Source organism: Modestobacter excelsi, assembly GCF_005930495.1.
GTDB classification, from domain to species: Bacteria; Actinomycetota; Actinomycetes; order Mycobacteriales; family Geodermatophilaceae; genus Modestobacter; species Modestobacter excelsi.
On sequence record NZ_SJEX01000001.1, the window covers coordinates 198,367 to 218,664 of the forward strand.

The window sequence follows — 20,298 nt, forward strand, 5'->3', positions numbered from 1 at the left end:
CCGCAACACAGTGTGACGATCCGGTCGCCCTGAGCACCCGGATGGCGTAAGGAACCGGCTCGTCCGGGTGGAGTCGCTCAAGGCCAGGGCGCTCGCACCCGATGGTCGTGGAGCAGCCGCACGGCCGGGTCAGCCGACCCGGGTCCAGCCGGCAGACACCACCCAGGAGTCCTCCGTGACGCAGCTCTACACCACCCTGTACACCCTCGCCGCCTTCACCGCCGACCGGGTCAAGAAGGAGACGAAGGGCGCGACCGCCGTCGAGTACGGCCTGATGGTCGGCCTGATCGCCGTCGTGATCATCGTCTCGGTCGGCCTGCTCGGCGGGAAGCTCAACGGCCTCTTCGACTCGATCCAGAAGGCCCTGCCGGGCACCGCCCCGGCTGGCGGCTGACCCGCACACCCGACGCCAGTAGCGGCTGCCCGGCGCGGCGGTCCCCACGGGGGGACCGCCGCGCCGCTGCACACACCGAGGAGGTGGCACGGATGACCCGACGGCGCGGTGAGCGCGGGGCGAGCGCGGTCGAGTTCGCGTTGATCGTGCCGCTGCTGGTCCTGCTCGTGCTCGGCATCGCCGAGTTCGGTCACGCCTTCCAGGTGCAGGGCACCCTGTCGGCCGCCGCCCGTGAGGGTGTGCGGGCGATGGCGCTGCAGAACGACCCGGTGGCCGCACGCACCGCGGTGCGGAACGCGGCGGCCTCGCTCCGCCCCGCCGTCACCAACACCCAGATCGTCATCACGCCGGCGACCTGCCCGGCCGCCGGTGGCAGCACGAACGTCCGGGTGAGCATCAGCTACCGGATGCCCTACCTGACCGGCTTCTTCGGCTCCGGTGTCAACCTCAGCGGAACGGGGGTCATGCGGTGCAACGGCTGATCCGTCGGGTCCGCGGTGAACGCGGCGCGGCCGCAGTGGTCCTCTCCCTGCTCATGGTCCCGATGATCGGTTTCGCCGCCATCGCCGTGGACGTCGGCGCCGTCTACGCCGAGCGGGCCCGGCTGCAGGTCGCCGCCGACGCCGCGGCCCTGGCCGTCGCCGCGGACTGCGCCCGCGGCAACTGCGGCAACATGACCGCCACCGCCTCGGCGATGGTCGCGGCCAACAACGACGGCGCCAGCGCCGCGCCACCGGTGCTCGCGTCGAACCCGATGCGGGTCACCGTGAACGGCAGCGACCCGGTCCAGCACTGGTTCGCCCCTGTCATCGGCCACGACTCGACCCGGGTGACCGCGTCGGCCACCGTGGCCTGGGGCGGACCCGAGCAGGGCACCGCCGTGCTCCCGCTGACCTTCTCCTGGTGCGAGTTCTCCCAGCAGACCGGCGGCGGGCTGCCCTCGGGCACCACCGTGCGGACCATCTACTTCACCAAGACGTCCAACACCGTCGGCTGCACCGGGCCGTCGCAGAACATCGTCCCCGGCGGGTTCGCCTACCTGGACACGCCGGCCAACGCGTGCACCGCGGCCAGCGCCCGCGACCAGCGCACGTACTCCTCGACCGGCAACACCCCGCCGAGCACCTGCACCCAGGCCTACATCAGCTCCTGGGTCGGCAGGACCGTGCTGCTGCCGCTGTTCGACAGCTCCGGGGACACGGGTTCCAACGCCTGGTACCACGTCTACGGCTACGCGGCGTTCCGGATCACCGGCTACTCGTTCGGTGGGCAGTTCACCACCACGTCCAAGCCGTGCTCGGGGAACGAGCGCTGCGTGTCGGGCTACTTCACCCGCCTCGTCGACCTCTCCGAGGCCTTCTCCTACAGCTCCGACGCGCCGAACCTCGGCGCCTCGGTGCTCCGACTCGTCCGATAGGGGCACCCGGCATGAGACGTCGACTCCTCGCTGCCCTCGCAGCGCTCGTCCTGGCTCTCGTGGGGGCGCTCGTCCTGGTGGCCTACGCCCAGGGCGCCGACCAGCGCGCCATGGCCGGCATGCGGACCGTCCCGGTCCTCGTCGTGGACCAGCCCGTGGCCGAGGGCACGCCGGCCGAGGACCTCGGCGCCCTCGTCCGCACCGAGCAGCTGCCGGTGAGGGCAGCGGTGGCCGGCCGGGTCACCGACCTCGCCGACCTGGCCGGCGAGGTCGCGACCGTGGACCTGCAGCCCGGCGAGCAGCTGCTGGGCAGCCGCTTCGCCGCGCCGGAGAGCCTGCAGGCCCCAGGCACCGTCGCCGTCCCCGCCGGGACGGCGGAGGTCAGCGTGCTGCTGGACCCGCAGCGCGCCGTCGGCGGGCGGCTGGTCGCCGGCGACGAGGTGGGCGTGTTCATCTCGCAGGCCGAGCCGGTCTCCACCCACGCCGTGCTCCACCGGGTGCTGGTCACCCAGGTGCAGGGCGCACCGGCGCCGGCCGACCCGGAGGCGGACACCGAGACCGCCTCCGCCGCAAGCGCGGTGCCGACCGGCAGCCTCCTGGTCACCCTGGCACTGACCGCCGAGCAGGCCGAGGGCGTCGTCTTCGGCGCCGAGCACGGCACCCTCTGGCTCGCCCTCGAGCCGGCGGACGCCGACCTGGACGGCACCGAGGTCATCACCCCGGACACCGTGTACGGAAAGGACTACTCATGAGTCGCGTGGTGCTCGCGGCCGCAGGCGACGACCTCTGCCGGCGGGTGCACGCGGCCGTCGACGGCGACGTGCACGTGCTGCCCGCCGGGCGGCTGCCCGGTGACCCGGCGCGCCTGTTCGAGCAGCTGGTGGACGGCGAGCTGCCCGAGGTGCTGGTGATCGGCCCCGAGGCGCCGGCGGAGGACGTGCTGGGCCTCGCGGCCCGGCTGGACGTCCAGTGCCCCGGCATCAGCGTCCTGCTCCTCGCCCGGCCCGAGCCGGCGCTGATGCAGGCAGCCATGCGTGCGGGCATCCGGGACCTGCTGGACCCGGCCGCCGACGCTCCGGAGATCCGGGCGGCTGTCGAGCGTGCGGCCGCCGCCGCGGCGGGCCGCCGTCGGGCGTTGCGCCCGGTCGAGGACTCCGCCCGCTACACCGGTCGGGTCATCACCGTGGCCTCGCCCAAGGGCGGGGTCGGCAAGACCACGATCGCCACCAACCTGGCCATCGGGCTGACCGCGTCGGCGCCCCAGTCGACGGTCCTCGTCGACCTGGACGTCCAGTTCGGCGACGTGGCCTCGGCCCTCGGGCTCGTGCCCGAGTACAGCCTGCCCGATGCCGTCCAGGGGCCGGCCCGCCAGGACACCATGGTGCTGAAGACCTTCCTCACCCAGCACCCCAGCGGCCTCTACGCGGTCTGCGGGTCCGAGTCGCCGGCTGCGGGGGACACCGTGACCGCGGACGACGTCAGCCGGTTGCTGGCGCAGCTGGCCCGGGAGTTCCGCTACGTCGTCGTCGACACCGCCCCGGGGCTCTCCGAGCAGACCCTCGCGGCGCTCGACCGGGCCAGCGACGTCGTGATGCTCAGCAGCATGGACGTCCCCGGCGTCCGTGGACTGCGCAAGGAGCTCGACGTCCTGCGGGAGCTGTGCATGATCCCGGCCGGTCGGCACGTGGTGATGAACTTCGCCGACCCCAAGGGCGGCCTGTCGGTGCGGGACGTCGAGACGACGATCGGCACCGGCGTGGACGTCGTCCTGCCCCGCTCGGCGGCGGTGCCGGCGTCGACGAACCAGGGGGTGCCGCTGCTGGAGAGCGGCCGCCGCGACCCGATGACCAAGGAGCTGCGCCGGCTGGTCTCCCGCTTCGCCGCCACGCCGCTGGTCAGCCCGAGCGGCCGGCGCGCCAAGCACCGGGCGGCGTCCTGATGAACCTCGCCCACCGCCTGGACGCCGCGCGGAGCCGCCCGCTGCCCGCGGTCGCCCCGGTCACGGTCGCGGTGCCGGCGCCGCCGGTGCCCACCGGTCCGGTCGGGCCGCCGCCCCCGGACGCGCTGAGCAAGCTCAAGGACCGCGTCGGCAAGGCGCTGTTCGAGCGCATGGGCAGCCGGATGCACGACGCCAGCCTGAGCGAGGAGGCCCTGCGGGCGATCGTGCTCGGTGAGCTCGACGAGGTGGTCGAGGCCGAGAAGGTGCCGCTGAGCGCCGAGGAGCGCCAGCGGCTCACCGCGGAGCTGGCCGACGACGTGCTCGGCTTCGGCCCGCTGCAGCGGCTGCTCGACGACCCGACGGTCACCGAGATCATGGCCAACGGTCCGGACTCCATCTACGTGGAGCAGAACGGCAAGCTGACCCGGACCGCGGCCCGCTTCACCTCGGAGGAGCACCTGCGCCGGGTGATCGACCGGATCGTGTCGCGGGTCGGCCGGCGCATCGACGAGTCCTCGCCGCTGGTGGACGCGCGGCTGGCCGACGGGTCCCGGGTGAACGCGATCATCCCGCCGCTGGCCTTCAGCGGCTCGACGCTCACCATCCGGAAGTTCGCGAAGGACCCGTTCGGCGTCGACGACCTGATCGGCTTCGGCACGCTCTCCCCGGAGATGGCGGAGCTGCTGCACGCCTGCGTGGAGGCCCGGCTGAACGTCATCGTCTCCGGCGGCACCGGCACCGGTAAGACCACCCTGCTCAACGTGCTGTCCTCCTTCATCCCGGAGGGCGAGCGGATCGTCACCATCGAGGACGCCGTCGAGCTCCAGCTGCAGCAGGAGCACGTCGTCCGGCTGGAGTCCCGGCCGCCCAACATCGAGGGCAAGGGCGCGATCACGATCCGCGACCTGGTCCGCAACTCGCTGCGCATGCGCCCGGACCGGATCGTGGTGGGGGAGTGCCGCGGCGGGGAGAGCCTGGACATGCTGCAGGCGATGAACACCGGGCACGACGGATCGCTGTCCACGGTGCACGCCAACTCCCCGCGCGACGCCATCGCCCGCCTGGAGACGCTCGTGCTGATGGCCGGGATGGACCTCCCGCTGCGGGCGATCCGGGAGCAGATCGCCTCGGCGGTCGACGTGATCGTGCAGCTGACCCGGCTGCGTGACGGCACCCGGCGGGTCACCCACGTCACCGAGGTCCAGGGCATGGAGGGTGAGACGGTCACCCTGCAGGACGCCTTCCTCTTCGACTACTCCGCCGGCGTCGACGCGACCGGCCGGTTTCTGGGCAAGCCCGTGCCGACCGGGGTGCGCCCCCGGTTCACCGACCGGTTCACCGAGCTGGGCATCAGCCTGTCGCCGCGGGTCTTCGGCGCGACCGAGGCCTCCCGGCCCAGGAGCTGGTCCTGATGGCGACGGTCCTGCTGCTCGTCGGGATCGCCGCCGTCGCGGGCGCGCTGCTGCTCGTCGCGCTCGTGGTGCTGCCGGCCGGGCCGCCCCGGCTGCCGCTGAGCCGACTCGATCCCTCCGTTCCGGCACCGCCGTCCGCGCTGGCCGGCCCGGCCGCGGTCGCCCGGGACGCCGTCCACCGGATCCTGGTCAGACGCGGCAGGACCGCAGCCGGTGCCGCCGCCCTGGAGCGGGCCGGGGTGTCGACCCCGCTGGCCGACGTGGTGCTGCTCGTCGGCGTGGCCACGCTCGTGCTCGCGGCGGTCGGCGCCCTGCTCGGTGGTCTGCTGCCCGCGGTGCTGCTGGCCGGAGCCGGTCCGCTCGGCGCGAAGGCGCTGCTCGCCTTCCGCACCGGACGACGGCAGGCCGCGTTCGCCGACCAGCTCGACGACTCCCTGCAGCTGATGGCCAGCAGCCTCCGTGCCGGGCACTCCCTGCTCCGCGCCCTGGACTCGGTGTCCCACGAGGCGGCGTCGCCGACCGCCGAGGAGTTCGCCCGGATCGTCAACGAGACCCGGGTGGGCCGCGAGCTCGCTGACGCCCTGGACGAGGTGGCCGCCAGGACGGCCAGCGAGGACTTCACCTGGGTGGCCCAGGCGATCGCCATCCACCGGGAGGTGGGCGGCAACCTGGCCGAGGTGCTCGACTCGGTGGGGCACACGATCCGGGAGCGGAACGCCATCCGCCGGCAGGTGAAGGCGCTGGCCGCGGAGGGGAAGCTGTCCGCGATCGTGCTGATGGCCCTGCCGTTCGGCGTGACCGCCTTCCTGTCCCTCAGCAACCCCGCGTACCTGGCGAAGTTCACCCAGAGCCTCGCCGGCTGGGCCCTGCTCGCGGCGGCACTGGTGATGATGGTCGTCGGCGGGCTGTGGCTGAAGAAGACCGTGGCGATCAGGTTCTGATGACGAACACTGCTCCGCAGGGGGACCCGTGCTGACGCCCTCCTCCCTCCCGCCGCTCGTGCTCGCCGCGGCCGCCGCCGTGGCCCTCGCCCTGCCGCTGCTGGGCTGGGCGGTGCTGGCCCGCCCCGACCCGACCGTCGTCCAGGCCCGGGACAACCTGGGTCGCGGGCTGGAGCTGACCGGACCCGGCGCCGGCACACGGTCCGGGACCGCGGCCGGTGCCGGCCTCGTGCGCGCCCTGACCCCGCGCGGCACGGTCGCCCGGCTCAACCGGCTGGCCGGCACCGCGGGCCGTCCCGCGGCCTGGCCGGTGCCCCGGCTGGTCGCGGCCAAGCTGGTGCTCGCCGCGATCGGTGCCGGGCTGACCCTGCTGCTGTTCCTGGCCACCCCCGGCATCAGGACGGGCCTGCTCGGGCTCGGGGTGACCGGGGTGGCGTACATGGTCCCGGAGCTGCTGCTCTACAGCCGCGGGCAGGAGCGCAGGCAGGCCATCGGCCTGGAGCTGGCCGACACGCTGGACCAGATGACGATCGCGGTCGAGGCAGGGCTGGGTTTCGAGTCGGCCATGGCCCGGGCCGCCACCAACGGCAAGGGGGCGCTGGCGGAGGAGCTGGTGCGCACCCTCCAGGACATCGCGGTGGGCCAGCCCCGGCGGGACGCCTACCTGGCGCTGGCCGAGCGCACCGGCGTGCCCGACCTCGCCCGGTTCATCCGGGCCGTCGTCCAGGCCGACGCCTACGGCGTCTCCATCGCCGACGTGCTCCGCACCCAGGCGCAGGAGATGCGGCTCAAGCGGCGGCAGCGGGCCGAGGAGAAGGCGATGCAGATCCCGGTGAAGGTGATCTTCCCGTTGATCCTGTGCATCCTGCCGACGCTGTTCATCGTGCTGCTGGGCCCCGCCGTGATGGACATGGTGAAGGCGTTCAGCGGCTGAGCCGGCTGCCCCGGGGCAGCCGGCCCGGCCGCCGGTCAGCTACCGGAGCGTGGCTGCGCCGGGTTGGTCGGGTCGCCGTGCGACGGCGGGTTGATCGGCGGGCCGGACGTCGCCTGGGAGACCTGGGAACCGCCGGCCGCAGCGGGGGCGTGCTCGGGTTGGGCAGCTGCCGGGTCGCCGGCCGAGGGCTGTGTCCCCGCCTTCAGGTCGTCGAGCCGGTGGGTCATCGCGGAGACCACCTGCACCCGGTTCGCGTGCGCCTTCTCGTAGCTGAGCACCGACTGCAGTCCGTCGGCGTCCAGGGTGCGGATGCGGGAGATCAGGCTGCCCACGGGCAGGTGGTCGTAGTCGGGCAGCGGGAGGTCGAGGCGCTCGCTCATCCCGGCTCCTTCCGTTCGGTTCGTCGGCTCCCCAGCAGGGTCCCGCCGCGAGCTCGCGAGTGGCGGGGGGCAGGAGGTCCTCCTGCTACCCGGCACCGCCGTGCTGACACACCGGGTGTGAGCCGGAGGGCGGTGGGTAGGCCGGTCGTCGTAGGACGCGGGCCCAGCACCGGCCCCTGACCGCACGCACCGAAGGAGCAGCCCGTCCCATGGACGTGACCTTCCTGGGGTCTGTGACCGACCACCCCGGCCCGTTCGCCACCGTGTGTGCCGACGTCACGCACACCACCGAGAACGCCGACACCGAACTCGACCTGCGGGTCAGGGCGCTGGCCGACCGGCTCACCGAGCAGGGCGCGCCGGAGTCCGTCGTGGAGGCCGTGCGGAGCCGGCTGCTCGAGGGCAACGAGGGCGGTGAGGCCGGCACCTACCGCGGGCGGGCCGTCGTCACCGGTCCCGACGGGACGGTGCTCTTCGACGCACCGCTCGCTGACTCCCCGCGCGCCGAGACCGCCGAGTGGTCGCCGATGCCGGACCTGGTGAGCGTGCTCCGCGCGCTGCCCGGCCGCATCCCGCACGTCGTCATCGTCGCCGACCGGGTGGGGGCGGACATCACCGTCGCCACGGCGCCCGGCCTGCCCACCGTGGAGAAGTCGATCGAGGGCGACACGCACCTGATGCGGAAGGTGCAGGTCGGCGGCTGGGCGCACCACCGTTACCAGCACACGGCCGAGAACGTGTGGATCCACAACATGCAGCAGGTGATCGACGAGATCGACACCCTGGTGGAGAAGTCCGGCGCACGCTTCGTGCTGATCGCCGGCGACATCCGGGCGCGGCAGATCTTCACCGACCGGGCGACCCCGAAGATCAAGGCCGTACTGGTCGACATGAACGAGGGCGGCCGGGCCGAGGGCGCCGACCGCTCGGTCATCGACGAGCGGGTGCAGGAGCTGCTCGCCGAGCACGAGGCCGCCGAGGACGCCGCGGTGCTGGAGCAGATCTCCGCCGCCTCGGCGCACGGGCTCGCGCTGACCGGCACCGCGCTGGTCGTCGAGGCGCTGCGCAAGGCGCAGGTGGAGACGCTCGTGCTGGCCGAGGAGCAGGACGACGAGCAGCTGTTCGTCGGCACCTCCCCGCTGGAGATCGGGGTGAGCACCGAGGACATGGCTGCCCTCGGGGTCGCCGACGCGGCCCGGGTGCCGGTCGAGCGGGCGCTGCTGCGGGCCGCGGTCGGCAGCAACGCCGGGGTCGTCGTCCTGCCCCGGTCGGCGATGCCCGGCGACATCCCGGTGGCCGCCGTCCTGCGCTACACCGACGACTCCACCGCCAGCTGACCACTCGGTCGGCCCTGACCCCAGCCGCCTCGCGGCTGCCCGACAGAACGGAGCACCACCCATGACCGACCCCCATCAGCCCGCGACCTCCCCGGGCACCGACCCGGCCGACGTGGAGCGTCGCGCTGCCATCGCCGAGACCCTGGGCAAGGAGGTGTGGCCGGCCGACCGGGACACCCTGGTGAGCAAGGCCCAGGAGTCCAACGCCCCGGACGCCGTCCTCGCCCAGCTGCGCCGCCTGCCGGCCGGCACCGAGTTCACCAACGTGCAGGAGGTCGCCCAGGCCCTGGGCATGGGAACGGAGCAGCAGCGCTTCTGAGAGGCGTCGTGCATCGCCTCGGGGGAGCGGGGTAGGTGGGTCCCATGCCTGACATGAAGGACCCGTCCCCCGAGGCGATCGCCAACCTCACCGAGCACAACGTCGACAGCCGGGCCCAGCTGCTCCCCGAGGAGCAGTCCGTGGAGGGGGACGCGAACCCCACCAACGGCGGCCTGGACCCGAGGGTGCAGGCCGCGGTGATCCTCGCCGAGTCCGAGGAGCGGACGGTCAACGCCGACCCCGACGACGCACAGGGCGGCCACCGGCAGTCGGCGGAGACCGCCGACCTGCCCTGAGCGGAGGAGCACCCGTGGCGAAGACGACGAAGAGCGGCGACGCGCGGCAGGACGAGATCCCCAGCACGCTGCAGCGCTCGGACGAGAAGGCGCAGCGCACCTTCGCGAAGGCGCACGACTCGGCAGCCGAGTCCTACGGCGACGAGCAGCGGGCCAACCAGGTGGCGTGGGCGGCGGTCAAGCACACCCACGAGAAGGTCGGCGACCACTGGGAGCCCAAGGACCACAAGGGCCCGAGCGACCCGCAGGCCGAGGGCGGCGCCGGCACCGACCGCGAGACGTACGGCGGGGTGGACGCCAGCGCCACCAAGGAGCACCTGATGGACCTCGCGCGGCGGCTCGACGTGCACGGCCGTTCCTCGATGACCAAGGACGAGCTGGTCGAGGCCATCCGGAAGGCGAACGACAGGGAGACCGCTGCCGCGCGCCGGAAGTGACCCGGCCAGACTGACGCGGTGAGCAAGGACGCCCTGCGCAGACGGTACGAGGAGCTCAGCCAGTGGCCGCTGGTCCTGCTGGCGCTGCTGTTCGTCGCCGCCTACGCGTGGGGCGTGCTGCGCCCGGACCTGCCGCACCCGCTGCTGGTGACGCTGCGGGTGGTCACCGTGGTGGCCTGGCCGGTGTTCCTCGCCGACTAAGCGCTGCGCCTGGTGCTCGCCGACCACCGGTGGCGGTTCGTGCGGCAGAACTGGGTCGACGGCCTGGCCGTGCTGCTGCCGCTGCTGCGCCCGCTGCGGATTCTCAGCCTGGTCCGGGTCGCCCGGGTGCTCGACCGGCGGCTGACCACCAGCCTGCACGGCCGGGTCGCCGCCTACGTCACGATGACCGCGTCCCTGGTCGTGTTCATGGCCTCGCTGGCCGTCTACGACGCCGAGCGCGGCGCGCCGGGCGCCTCGATCACCAGCTACGGCGACGCGGTGTGGTGGGCGCTGACCACCATCACCACCGTCGGCTACGGCGACGAGTACCCGGTCACCGGCGACGGCCGGCTGGTGGCCGTGCTGCTCATGGTCAGCGGGATCGCCCTGCTCGGCGTCGTGACGGCCGCCGTCGCCTCCTGGTTCGTCAGCCGGGTCGCGGAGGCCGCGCAGGCGCAGGACGACGCGGACGACGCCGCGCTGCTGGTCGAGGTCCGCGCGCTCGCCGACGAGGTGCGCCGGCTGCGCGCCGAGCTCGCCGACCGCCGCGAGCTCGACGCGCCGCCGGTCAGCTGACGCGGGGACCGGTCAGGACGACGGGATCAGGATGAACTCGGTCTGCCGCTGGTCGAGGTACTCCACCCCGCGCTGGGTGAGCGCGATGCCCTGCTCCAGCGCCATCCGCACCAGCTGACCGTCCCACTCGGGCACCGGCACCCGCACGCACAGCTCCAGGGCCCACACGGTGTCGGTGTGCACCGGCGCCGAGCCCGCGCCCGGCACGCCGTCCTGCTGGTCCCACATGCCGATCGCCGGACCGGCGCCGTGGCCGTGGACCCCCACCGGGTGGGAGTAGACGTCACCGTCCACGCCCTCCGCTGCCGCCGCGGCACGCGCGGCCGCCAGCACCTCGTCCCCGGTGCGCCCCGGCTGCAGGGCCGCGGTGGTGAGGTCCTGCATCCGGTTGCCGACGGCCAGCGCGGCGACCAGGCCGGCCGGGGCCCCGGTCTCCCCGGGGCGCAGCACATAGCCGTTGCGCTGGGTGTCGGTCATCAACCCCAGCGTCGACAGCCCGACGTCGCAGTGCACCAGGTCGCCGGGCTCGATCACCGCGTCGTAGGGGACGCCGGGCAGGACCGTGCCCTGCTCGTCGACCAGCGGTGACCCGGCCCGCTGCAGCCCGACGGTCGGCTGGAACCAGCCGTCGACGCCGAGGTCGGCGAAGCGCTGCCGGATCCACCAGGCGACGTCCAGCGCGGTGGTCTCCCCGACGGTGATGACGGCGGGGGAGTAGGCCTCGTCGATCACCTGGTGCACGAGGCGGTTCATCGCGTGCATGGCCGCGATCTCCTCCGGCAGCCGGGTCTCCAGCCAGCCCACGGCGAGCTGCTCGGCGGAGACGATCGCGTCCGCGTGCGGACCCAGCGCCTGCACCAGCAGCCCGTGCTCGGTGTGCGAGAGGCCGTCGGCGTGCGCGAAGGCAGGGGAGGAGTCGACCCCGATGCTGCGCGGCGCGGCCTGGTCGACGAACCGGCGCAGGGCGGCCCACTGCGACTGGGCGGCGGTCATCCCCGGTGTTCCCTCGGGCTCCCAGGCGGTGAGGAACTGGCCGACCGGGTAGCGGGCGACGGCCGCGGCGGTGACGCCGTCGTCGCTGCGGTGGAACAGCAGGATGGTCCGCCGCCGGGCCGACAGCCAGGTCGCCGGCAGCATCGTGGCGAGCACCGGGTCCTCGTTGTACTCGCGGCCGACCACGATCCACAGGTCGATGCCGGCGCGGTCCATCAACCCGGGCAGCACGTCGAGCAGCCGCTGGGTCAGCCAGCGGTCGCGCACGTCGGCCTGCTCGCGGAGCGGCAGGGGCACGGTACTGGTGGGATCCGGGACGGTCCGGTCGACGGTGGCGGTCATGCGGGTAGGAGACCAGACCCGATGGGCCAGCGCAGGGTCGAGCGGTCAGGCCCGCCCGCTGGCCGCGCGCGGAGCGGGGCCGCCGGGGACCCGGGGTGCCGGGACGACCGCCGCGGTGGCCAGCGCCACCTGGTCCCGGCCGCCCTGCTTCGCCTGGTACATCGCGACGTCCGCCCGGTCGATGAGCCGCCACAGCGCGTCCGCGGGGTCCTCGCCGTAGCCCGGGCGGGTGAGTGCCACCCCGATGGAGACGGTGACCTTGCGGTGGTGCTCCGAGCCGCTGGCCGCCACGGCCGACCGCAACCGCTCAGCCAGGTGCCGCGCCTCGCTGTGGTCGGCGACCAGCCCGAGCACGACCAGTTCCTCGCCACCGGTGCGGGCCAGGACGTCGGCCGGGCGGACGGTCGCGGACAGCGCGGCGGCGACGCACCGCAGCACGTCGTCGCCCGCGGCATGGCCGAAGGCGTCGTTGAGCCGCTTGAAGTGGTCGAGGTCCAGCACGAGTGCGGCCACCCGCTCCCCGTCGCGCCGGGCCTGCTTCCAGATCCGGGGGGCCTGCTCGACCAGCGAGCGGCGGTTCGCCAGCCCGGTGAGCGGGTCGGTGGAGGACAGCGCCACGGTGTGCACGAGCAGCCGCTGCACCCGGCGGCGCAGCAGGAACACGACCAGGGTCATCAGGTCGAGGACGGCCGCGGCCACCGTCACCTGCACGACGAGGCCCGCGGTGTCGGGGAAGCTGCGGCCCAGGGCGGCGGCGCAGGCGGCCACCACCAGGACCATGTGCACGGCGAGCATCCGGGGTCCGAGGAACCACGCGGCGGCGACGCAGCACAACAGCAGCATCAGCGGTGAGGCGAAGCGCAACGGGTCGGTGACCGACTCGGCCACGACGACGTAGACGAGGTCACCGACGACGACCAACGCCGCGGTGGCGGCCGCGGTGACCCGCCGGCGCACCAGGACGACCAGGCCGAGGGCCAGCAGCAGCCCCATGGTGGCCACGTACAGCGTCCGGGTCGGCCCGGCCTGCAGAGCCCCGTCGATGACGAGGTTCAGTGATCCCAGCAACGCCCCGACGCCGAGCAGCGCGGCCAGGCAGCGGGCGGCGAGCCAGGTGTCCGAGCCGTCGTCGGGGAGTGCCGGGTCGTCGTCCCGCCGCAGGTCGGGGCCGGTGCGGGCAGTCCGTCCGTGACCGCGTTGCAGCGGTTCGTCCCCCGGCATGGCAGCAGGATGCACCACGCACGGGCTCTGCAGAACCCCATCGAGCACCTTTGTATCCGGAACTCGTTCGGATCGCGGCCGGCTCGGCCGACCCAGCGCCGAGCTGGGACGGGATGGAAGGCTGCACGCCGGAGCAGTTCGTGAGAGGAGACGACGTTGGACGAGGGCCCCTTCTTCTTCTGTCTGAAGCACCACACCGTCGAGACCAGGGACGGCTGCGCCGAGCGTCACCGGCTCGGTCCCTTCGCCACCCGGTCGGAGGCCGAGCACGCGCTGGAGAAGGTCGCCGAGCGGAACGAGCGGGCCGACGCCGAGGACCGCGCCTGGAACGAGGGCGACCGCTGAGCCGACCGGGTCGGCCGCCGCAGGACCGTCGAGGCATGATCCTGGGCAGGGGCGTCCGGACGGGCCGCCCGCGGGGACAGGAGGGCTCGTGACGGACGGACGTGCGGTGGAGGACCTCGTCGTCGGGGTGCTCGGGGGCACCGGACCGCAGGGGCGTGGGCTGGCGGTCCGGCTGGCCGCGGCCGGCCAGCGGGTGCTGCTCGGGTCCCGGGACGCCCAGCGCGCCGAGGAGGTCGCGAGCGAGGTGGCCACCCGGGCCGGGGCGGCCGCCGGCGGGGTCGAGGTGTCGGTGCGCGGCGGGTCCAACGTCGACGTCGCCGGTGCGGCCGACGTGGTCGTCGTCGCCGTCCCCTACGCCGGGCACGCCGAGACCATCGCCGAGCTGGCCACACCGCTGGCGGGCAAGGTCGTCGTCGACTGCGTGGTGCCGATGGGCTGGGACGAGCTCGGTGCCTACGTGCTCGACGTCCCCGAGGGCAGCGTCTGCCAGCAGGCGGCCGTGCTGCTGCCGGACAGCTCGGTCGTCGGCGCGTTCCACCACCTGTCCGCGGTGACGCTGGAGGACCTCTCCCAGCCGACCCTGGACGGCGACGTCATGGTCGTCGGCGACACCCGCGAGGCCACCGACCTGGTGCAGGCGCTGGCCGGCCGTCTCCCGGGCATGCGGGGGGTCTACGCCGGACGGCTGCGGAACGCGCGCCAGGTCGAGGCGCTGACGATCAACCTGGTCTCGGTCAACCGCCGCTACAAGGCCCACGCCGGCGTCCGCATCACCGACGTGTGAGGCCAGGCATGTGGGTCTTCGATCAGGTCACCTGATCAAAGGCCGTCCTCCTGCACCAACGCTGGTGCAGGAGGACGGACGGTGATCAGGTCACCTGATCACTGCTGAGACCGGAGGACGTCAGTCGAACGAGTGCTCGGGGCCGGGGAAGACGCCGTCGCGGACCTCGGCGGCGTACTCCTGCGCCGCGCGCAGCAACTCGCCGCGCAGGTCGGCGTACTTCTTCACGAACCTCGGCACCCGGCCGCCGTTGAGCCCGGCCATGTCCGGCCAGACCAGCACCTGGGCGTCGCAGTCGGCGCCGGCACCGATGCCGATGGTCGGGATGGACAGCTCCTTGGTCACCTGGCCGGCGATCTCGGCCGGCACCATCTCCAGCACGACGGCGAAGGCCCCGGCGTCCTGCACCGCGTGCGCGTCGGCCAGCAGCTGCTCGGCGCCGGCCCCGCGGCCCTGCACCCGGAACCCGCCCAGGGCGTGCTCGCTCTGCGGGGTGAAGCCGATGTGCGCCATCACCGGGATGCCGGCGTCGACCAGCAGCCGGATCTGCGGCGCGACCCGCACGCCGCCCTCGAGCTTGACCGCCTGCGCGCCGCCCTCCTTCATCAGCCGCACCGCGGTGTCGAAGGCCTGCTGCGGGCCGGACTCGTAGCTGCCGAAGGGCAGGTCGGCGACGATCAGCGATCGTGAGGTCGACCGGGTGACCGCCTTGGTCAGCAGCAGCATGTCCTCGACCGTCACCGGCACCGTCGAGGTGTGGCCGAGGACGACGTTGCCGGCCGAGTCGCCCACCAGCATCACCGGGATGCCGGCCTCCTCGAACACCTGCGCGGCGTAGGTGTCGTAGGCGGTGAGCATCGCCCACTTCTCCCCGCGCTCCTTGGCCTGCTGCAGGTGGTGCACGCGCACCCGGGCGGTGGACGTCCCGCCGTACAGCACCGATTCGGTCATGAGTGGGCCGCTCCTCCGCGGACGCTGGGCAGGCTCTCCCGCCAGCGGTTGGTGACCGGCAGCCGCCGGTCCCGGCCGAACGCCTTCAGCGAGATCTTGGTCCCGGGCGCCGCCTGCCGGCGCTTGAACTCCGCGGTGTCGATCAGCCGGAGCACCCGGGCGACGACCTCGGGGTCGTGGCCGCGTTCGAGCAGCTCGGCCATCCCGAGGTCGCGGTCGACGTAGTCGGTGATGACCGCGTCGAGCTCCTCGTAGGAGGGCAGCGAGTCGCTGTCCTGCTGCCCGGGTGCGAGCTCGGCCGACGGTGGCTTGTCGATCGAGTTCTGCGGGATCGGCTCGACCTCGCCGCGGTCCCGGGCGTACCCGTTGCGCCAGCGGGCCAGGTCCCACACCAGGGTCTTCAGCACGTCCTTGATCGGGGCGAACCCGCCGGCCGCGTCGCCGTAGAGGGTCGAGTAGCCGACCGCCACCTCGCTCTTGTTGCTCGTCGCCAGCAGCAGGTGGCCGTGCTGGTTGGACAGCCCCATGAGCAGCGTGCCGCGCACCCGCGCCTGCAGGTTCTCCGCGGCCACCCCGGACAGCTCCACCGAGCTCTCGTACGCCTCGACCATCGGGGTGATCGGGACGACGGAGTAGTGCATGCCCAGCCGCTTGGCCGAGTCCTCGGCGTCGGACAGGGAGTGCTCGCTGGACCACCTCGACGGCAGGCCGACCCCCACCACCCGGTCCGGGCCGAGCGCGTCGACGGCCAGCGCGGCCACCAGGGCGGAGTCGATGCCCCCGGACATGCCGAGCACGACCGAGGGCATGCCGTTCTTGTCGATGAAGTCCCGCAGCCCCAGCACCAGCGCCCGCCAGACCTCCTCGAGGTCGCTCAGCGGCTCGGCGACGGTGCCCGGCCGCGGCTCGAACGGCGCGACGGGGGAGTCCGACACCAGGTGCCGGGTGACGGTCATCGGGCCGATCCGGCCCTCCCGCCGGTCGGTGACCGCGGCGACGTCCAGCGTCAGGTCGACGGTGAGCAGGTGCTCCACGAACTGCGGTGCCCGGGCCAGCAGCTCGCCGTCGGCACCCACGACGAGCGAGTCGCCGTCGAAGACCAGCTCGTCCTGGCCGCCCACCTGGTTGCAGTAGACGACCGGCGCGTGTGCCTCGGCCGCCCGGCGCCGCACCAGCGGGAGCCGACTGTCGTCCTTGGCCCGCTCGTAGGGGGAGGCGTTGGGCGACACCACCAAGTCCACCCCGGCCTCGCCGGCGCACCCGCACGGGCCACCCTCGACCCACAGGTCCTCGCAGATGGTCAGCGCGACGTCGACGCCGTGCAGCCGGACGATCGGCAGCTCGGTGCCCGGCACGAAGTAGCGGGCCTCGTCGAAGACGCCGTAGTTGGGCAGGTGGCGCTTGTGGTAGCGGGCCACCACCTCGCCGCCGTGCAGCAGCGCCGCGGCGTTGCGCGGCGCGCCCCGACGCGGGTTGGCGTCGCCGGGGGTGTCGTCGGCGTCGGTGGGCATGCGGTCCACTGGAGCCGGCCCGCTGCCCTGGGTGTGCGCGAGGTAGCCGACGACGACGGCGGTCTCCCCGAGCCCGTCGTCGGCCAGCCGCGCCGCCAGGTCGACCAGCGCGACCTCGCTGGCCCGGGCGAAGGACTCCCGGAGCACGAGGTCCTCGGCGGGGTAGCCGGTGAGCGTCATCTCCGGGAACACCACCAGGGAGGCGTCCTGCCCGGCGGCCTTCCTGGTCCACTCGACGACGAGGTCCGCGTTGCCCGCGAGATCGCCGACCCGGGTGTCGACCTGGGCGAGCGCGACGCGCAGCTGTACCGGTGCAGTCACGGCTCCCAGTCTGGTCGCCCGGTGCACGGCGCGGCCATCCAGGGCACCCGGCCGGAGGGTGTCTACCGTCACAGCAGGCCCCGGACCTGCCGATACGGTCGATGTCGTCCGTCTCAGCCCGGGGAGCGCCATGTCCGGATCCCGCTCCTCCCGTGCCGCCGCCGTCCTCACGGCGCTGCTGGTGCTCGCCCTGCCCGGCTGCCGTTCCGGTGGGGCCGACCACGCCCGGGCGGCGCCGGCGGCGACGACGAGCGCACCGGCGCCGCCGGTGGCGGCCGAGCCGGTGGTGATCAGCACCGACCCGCCGCTGGACTCCGTGGACGTCGACCCGGTGACCCCGCTGCACGTCAACGCCGGTCACGGGGAGCTCACCGCGGTCACGGTCACCGACGAGGACGGCGTCGTCCTGCCCGGCGGCCTGGACCCCGACGGGACGACGTGGACCGCCGCGGCCGACCTCGCCTACGACACCACCTACGCCGTCGCGGCCACCGCGGTCGGCGCCTCCGGCACGCCCGCCGAGACGACCGGCACGATCAGCACCGTGCGCCCGCGCACGCTCACCCTGCCCACCGTCTACCCCGAGGGGGGCTCGGTGGGGGTCGGCCAGCCGATCTCGGTGACCTTCGACGAGGACGTGACCGACCGGGCGGCGGTGGAGCGGCAGCTGCGGGTCACCAGCACCCCGGCGGTCGCCGGCTCCTGGTCCTGGCTGTCGGACCGGACGGTGCACTTCCGGCCCGAGCAGTACTGGCCGGCCCGCACCCACGTCGCGTTGGACGTCGACGTCTACGGCCTCGACGTGGGCGACGGCGTCCACGGCCAGCAGAGCGAGCACGTCGAGTTCGACGTCGGGCCCAGGAAGGTGGCCGTGGTCGGCGCCGCGGAGTTCCAGCTCTACGTTGACGACCAGCTGGTGCGGACCATGCCCACCTCGCTGGGCAACCGGGCCAACCAGACCCCGACCGGCACCTACGTGGTGATGGGGCAGTCGCGGCACTACACGATGGACTCCTCGACCTACGGCGTGGCGATCGACGCCCCCGGTGGCTACCGCACCGACGTCGAGTACGCCTCGCGGCTGTCGAACTCCGGCATCTTCGTGCACGCGGCGCCCTGGTCGGTCGGTGACCAGGGCCGGCGCAACGTCTCGCACGGCTGCCTGAACGTCTCCACCGCCGACGCGGGCTGGTTCTACGAGAACTTCGGCCGGGGCGACGTCGTGGAGGTGGCCGCCGCCGGACCGGCGCTCCAGGTCTGGGACGGGTACGGCGACTGGAACGAGAGCTGGGCAGACTGGCAGGCCGGGTCGGCGATGGCCGCTCCGGCCGCCTGAGGGCACGGCGGTCCCCCCGCAGGCGAGAGCCCTTTCGTGAATCGATGTTGGTCTTAGAATCGACGGATGGACGACCGTCGCAGTGCGCAGGTGGCCGCGGTCGCCGCGTTGGCCGAGCCGACCCGGCGCCGGGTGTACGACCACGTCGTCCGGAGCCCGGAGCCGGTGAGCCGGGACGACGCGGCGGCGGCGCTGGGGGTGCCCCGCCCGACCGTGGCCTTCCACCTCGACCGGCTGGTCGCCGACGGTCTCCTCGACGTCCACTACGAGCGCCGGAGCGGGCGCAGCGGGCCGGGGGCGGGCCGGCCGGCGAAGCTGTACCGCCGCGCCGAGCGCTCCGTGTCGGTGCAGCTGCCCGAGCGCCGGTACGACCTGGCCGGGCAGTTGCTGGCGGCGGCGCTGACCGAGGTCGACCGGACCGGGGAGCGGCCGGCCGAGGCCCTGGGCCGGCTGGCCCGGGACCTGGGCGAGCAGTGGGGGGCCAGACTCACCGGGGCCGACCCCGGCGGGTCGGTGCTGGCGCTGCTGGAGCGCCACGGGTTCGAGCCGCACGCGGAGTCCGGCGGCGTCGCGCTGGCGAACTGCCCGTTCCACGCGCTGGCCCGGGACCACACCGAGCTGGTCTGCGGCATGAACCTCCACCTCCTGCAGGGAGTCCTCGACGCCGTGCCCGGTGCGGGGCTGGCCGCCCGGCTGCAGCCGACCGACGGCGCCTGCTGCGTCCGGATCGGCCCTACCGACGCCGGCTGACCCCCGCGCGCGGCGCCCTTGACACCGGTGTGACCCAGGTCTCTACTGCCAATCATCATTGGTTTTAGAGGAGGTCCCCATGGCCACCCACCTCACCCGGTCCCGGACGGCGGAGACCGCCGCCGATCCCGCGCACCAGGCCTTCCTGCTGCTCCGGACCGTGTTCACCGTCGCGCCGATCGCCTTCGGCCTGGACAAGTTCGCCAACCTGCTCACCGACTGGCCGCAGTACCTCGCCCCCTGGATTGACCGGCTGGTGCCAGGCACGGCCCAGCAGGCGATGCCCGTCGTCGGCGTCGTGGAGGTGGTCGCCGGAGTCGCGGTGGCGGTCGCCCCCCGGTTCGGCGCCTGGCTGGTGGCGGCCTGGCTCGCCGGGATCATCGTGGACCTGCTGACCCTGCCCGGGTACCACGACGTGGCGCTGCGCGACGCCGGGCTGCTGGTGGCCGCGGTCGCTCTCGCCCGGCTCGCCGTCCGGTACGACGTCCCGGCCTCTCGGCCCGCTGGGGCGCGACGATGAGCGCGGTGGAGGAGGCCCTCCCGCAGTCCGACCGGCTGCGCGTGGTCCGCCGCCGACCCGCGGTGGACCTGCCGGCCGCCGAGCAGGCGGTGGCCGCACTGCTGCGGGCGCTGGGCCGCGACCCGGCGTCCGCGCACCTGACCGACACCCCCCGGCGGGTGGCCGGCGCCTACGCCGAGCTCCTCACCGCTCGGCCGTTCGACCTCACCACCTTCCCCAACGACGAGGGCTACGACGAGCTGGTGCTCGCCCGCGACCTCCCGGTCCAGTCCCTGTGCGAGCACCACCTGCTGCCCTTCCGCGGGGTGGCGCACGTGGCCTACCTCCCCGGCGGCCGCATCCTCGGGCTGTCGAAGCTCGCCCGGGTGGTCGAGCTGTTCGCCGGCGACCTCCAGGTGCAGGAGCGGCTCACCCAGCAGGTGGCCGACTGGCTGCAGGACACCCTCGCCCCACGGGGGGTGGGCGTGGTCATCGAGGCCGAGCACCTGTGCATGTCGCTGCGCGGGGTCCGCGCCGCGGGCGCCCGGACCACGACGTCGGCCCTGCGCGGCGTCCTGCGCGAGGACGCGCGCTCCCGGCAGGAGTTCTTCGCCCTCGCCGGCACGGGCCGGTGACCGGGCTGACCACCACCTCTGGAGAGG

The 20,298-nt window shown here is 73.8% G+C and carries 25 protein-coding genes; 20 read left to right on the top strand and 5 right to left on the bottom strand.

Annotation, left to right across the window (positions count from 1 at the left end; genetic code table 11):
• Window positions 1-175 precede the first annotated feature (175 nt).
• From FHL80_RS00930 to FHL80_RS00965, 8 genes are all read left to right on the top strand, one after another.
• A complete protein-coding gene (locus FHL80_RS00930) occupies window positions 176-394 on the top strand; it encodes a Flp family type IVb pilin (protein WP_138731582.1) in 219 nt (72 codons plus the stop codon).
• 92 nt (window positions 395-486) lie between these two features.
• Entirely contained in the window at window positions 487-876 is a 390-nt protein-coding gene (locus FHL80_RS00935) for a TadE/TadG family type IV pilus assembly protein (RefSeq protein WP_138731583.1), read from the top strand.
• On the top strand, window positions 864-1,811 hold the full coding sequence (locus FHL80_RS00940) for a pilus assembly protein TadG-related protein (RefSeq protein ID WP_138731584.1): 948 nt from the start codon (window positions 864-866) through the stop codon (window positions 1,809-1,811). Before FHL80_RS00935 ends, FHL80_RS00940 begins: the two co-directional genes overlap by 13 nt.
• An 11-nt stretch (window positions 1,812-1,822) precedes the next feature.
• Entirely contained in the window at window positions 1,823-2,563 is a 741-nt protein-coding gene (gene cpaB, locus FHL80_RS00945) for a Flp pilus assembly protein CpaB (protein ID WP_138731585.1), read from the top strand.
• Window positions 2,560-3,750: a CpaE/TadZ family protein gene (locus FHL80_RS00950; protein ID WP_138731586.1), complete on the top strand. Its 1,191-nt coding sequence runs from the start codon at window positions 2,560-2,562 to the stop codon at window positions 3,748-3,750. Before cpaB ends, FHL80_RS00950 begins: the two co-directional genes overlap by 4 nt.
• On the top strand, window positions 3,750-5,162 hold the full coding sequence (locus FHL80_RS00955; RefSeq protein ID WP_138731587.1) for a TadA family conjugal transfer-associated ATPase: 1,413 nt from the start codon (window positions 3,750-3,752) through the stop codon (window positions 5,160-5,162). The genes FHL80_RS00950 and FHL80_RS00955 overlap by 1 nt, the downstream gene beginning before the upstream one ends.
• The gene (locus FHL80_RS00960) at window positions 5,162-6,103 is read left to right on the top strand and encodes a type II secretion system F family protein (protein WP_138731588.1); all 942 of its coding nucleotides are present in this window, start codon (window positions 5,162-5,164) and stop codon (window positions 6,101-6,103) included. The genes FHL80_RS00955 and FHL80_RS00960 overlap by 1 nt, the downstream gene beginning before the upstream one ends.
• Window positions 6,104-6,131: 28 nt before the next feature.
• Window positions 6,132-7,037, top strand: a complete 906-nt coding sequence (locus tag FHL80_RS00965; RefSeq protein ID WP_246078370.1) for a type II secretion system F family protein — start codon at window positions 6,132-6,134, stop codon at window positions 7,035-7,037.
• Window positions 7,038-7,072: 35 nt separating this feature from the next.
• Here the strand turns inward: FHL80_RS00965 and FHL80_RS00970 are convergent, their stop codons facing one another.
• Window positions 7,073-7,417, bottom strand: coding sequence for a DUF8129 domain-containing protein (locus FHL80_RS00970; RefSeq protein WP_138731589.1), 345 nt, complete (start codon window positions 7,415-7,417; stop codon window positions 7,073-7,075).
• 209 nt (window positions 7,418-7,626) lie between these two features.
• Between FHL80_RS00970 and FHL80_RS00975 the strand changes: the two genes are divergently transcribed.
• The 6 genes from FHL80_RS00975 to FHL80_RS00995 all read left to right on the top strand — a co-directional run bounded on the left by FHL80_RS00975 (window position 7,627) and on the right by FHL80_RS00995 (window position 10,583).
• Window positions 7,627-8,754, top strand: coding sequence for a baeRF2 domain-containing protein (locus FHL80_RS00975; RefSeq protein ID WP_138731590.1), 1,128 nt, complete (start codon window positions 7,627-7,629; stop codon window positions 8,752-8,754).
• Window positions 8,755-8,815: 61 nt separating this feature from the next.
• Window positions 8,816-9,073 carry a DUF2795 domain-containing protein gene (locus FHL80_RS00980; protein ID WP_138731591.1) on the top strand — a complete coding sequence of 86 codons (258 nt, stop codon included), beginning with the start codon at window positions 8,816-8,818 and terminating at the stop codon, window positions 9,071-9,073.
• 44 nt (window positions 9,074-9,117) lie between these two features.
• Entirely contained in the window at window positions 9,118-9,369 is a 252-nt protein-coding gene (locus FHL80_RS00985) for a hypothetical protein (protein WP_138731592.1), read from the top strand.
• A 14-nt stretch (window positions 9,370-9,383) separates the two neighbouring features.
• Window positions 9,384-9,806, top strand: a complete 423-nt coding sequence (locus tag FHL80_RS00990) for a ChaB family protein (protein ID WP_138731593.1) — start codon at window positions 9,384-9,386, stop codon at window positions 9,804-9,806.
• 18 nt (window positions 9,807-9,824) lie between these two features.
• Window positions 9,825-10,007 carry a hypothetical protein gene (locus tag FHL80_RS25975; RefSeq protein ID WP_246078371.1) on the top strand — a complete coding sequence of 61 codons (183 nt, stop codon included), beginning with the start codon at window positions 9,825-9,827 and terminating at the stop codon, window positions 10,005-10,007.
• A gap of 12 nt (window positions 10,008-10,019) precedes the next feature.
• Window positions 10,020-10,583 (top strand): potassium channel family protein, encoded by a 564-nt coding sequence (locus FHL80_RS00995; protein ID WP_246078372.1) that lies wholly within the window; start codon window positions 10,020-10,022, stop codon window positions 10,581-10,583.
• A 12-nt stretch (window positions 10,584-10,595) separates the two neighbouring features.
• Here FHL80_RS00995 and FHL80_RS26620 read toward each other — a convergent pair whose 3' ends face one another.
• Together FHL80_RS26620 and FHL80_RS01005 are read right to left on the bottom strand one after the other, a co-directional pair.
• Window positions 10,596-11,918 (bottom strand): M24 family metallopeptidase, encoded by a 1,323-nt coding sequence (locus tag FHL80_RS26620; RefSeq protein ID WP_138731594.1) that lies wholly within the window; start codon window positions 11,916-11,918, stop codon window positions 10,596-10,598.
• Window positions 11,919-11,963: 45 nt separating this feature from the next.
• On the bottom strand, window positions 11,964-13,139 hold the full coding sequence (locus FHL80_RS01005) for a GGDEF domain-containing protein (RefSeq protein ID WP_246078373.1): 1,176 nt from the start codon (window positions 13,137-13,139) through the stop codon (window positions 11,964-11,966).
• 156 nt (window positions 13,140-13,295) lie between these two features.
• Here FHL80_RS01005 and FHL80_RS01010 point away from each other — a divergent pair, with 156 nt between their 5' ends.
• Together FHL80_RS01010 and npdG are read left to right on the top strand one after the other, a co-directional pair.
• Complete coding sequence (locus FHL80_RS01010; RefSeq protein ID WP_026845323.1) at window positions 13,296-13,484, top strand: hypothetical protein; 189 nt, start codon at window positions 13,296-13,298, stop codon at window positions 13,482-13,484.
• 88 nt (window positions 13,485-13,572) lie between these two features.
• Window positions 13,573-14,268 carry an NADPH-dependent F420 reductase gene (gene npdG, locus FHL80_RS01015; RefSeq protein ID WP_138731595.1) on the top strand — a complete coding sequence of 232 codons (696 nt, stop codon included), beginning with the start codon at window positions 13,573-13,575 and terminating at the stop codon, window positions 14,266-14,268.
• Between the two features lie 120 nt (window positions 14,269-14,388).
• Here the strand turns inward: npdG and panB are convergent, their stop codons facing one another.
• Both panB and FHL80_RS01025 read right to left on the bottom strand, forming a co-directional pair.
• Window positions 14,389-15,219: a 3-methyl-2-oxobutanoate hydroxymethyltransferase gene (panB, locus tag FHL80_RS01020; protein WP_138731596.1), complete on the bottom strand. Its 831-nt coding sequence runs from the start codon at window positions 15,217-15,219 to the stop codon at window positions 14,389-14,391.
• The gene (locus FHL80_RS01025) at window positions 15,216-17,051 is read right to left on the bottom strand and encodes an NAD+ synthase (RefSeq protein ID WP_138731597.1); all 1,836 of its coding nucleotides are present in this window, start codon (window positions 17,049-17,051) and stop codon (window positions 15,216-15,218) included. Before FHL80_RS01025 ends, panB begins: the two co-directional genes overlap by 4 nt.
• Window positions 17,052-17,181: 130 nt before the next feature.
• Between FHL80_RS01025 and FHL80_RS01030 the strand changes: the two genes are divergently transcribed.
• The 4 genes from FHL80_RS01030 (at window position 17,182) to folE (ending at window position 20,271) form a co-directional block, all read left to right on the top strand.
• Complete coding sequence (locus FHL80_RS01030) at window positions 17,182-18,387, top strand: L,D-transpeptidase (RefSeq protein WP_138731598.1); 1,206 nt, start codon at window positions 17,182-17,184, stop codon at window positions 18,385-18,387.
• 66 nt (window positions 18,388-18,453) lie between these two features.
• A complete protein-coding gene (locus FHL80_RS01035; RefSeq protein ID WP_138731599.1) occupies window positions 18,454-19,137 on the top strand; it encodes a helix-turn-helix transcriptional regulator in 684 nt (227 codons plus the stop codon).
• 79 nt (window positions 19,138-19,216) lie between these two features.
• Window positions 19,217-19,657 (top strand): DoxX family membrane protein, encoded by a 441-nt coding sequence (locus FHL80_RS01040; RefSeq protein WP_138731600.1) that lies wholly within the window; start codon window positions 19,217-19,219, stop codon window positions 19,655-19,657.
• Complete coding sequence (gene folE / locus FHL80_RS01045) at window positions 19,654-20,271, top strand: GTP cyclohydrolase I FolE (protein WP_138731601.1); 618 nt, start codon at window positions 19,654-19,656, stop codon at window positions 20,269-20,271. Before FHL80_RS01040 ends, folE begins: the two co-directional genes overlap by 4 nt.
• Window positions 20,272-20,298 lie beyond the last annotated feature (27 nt).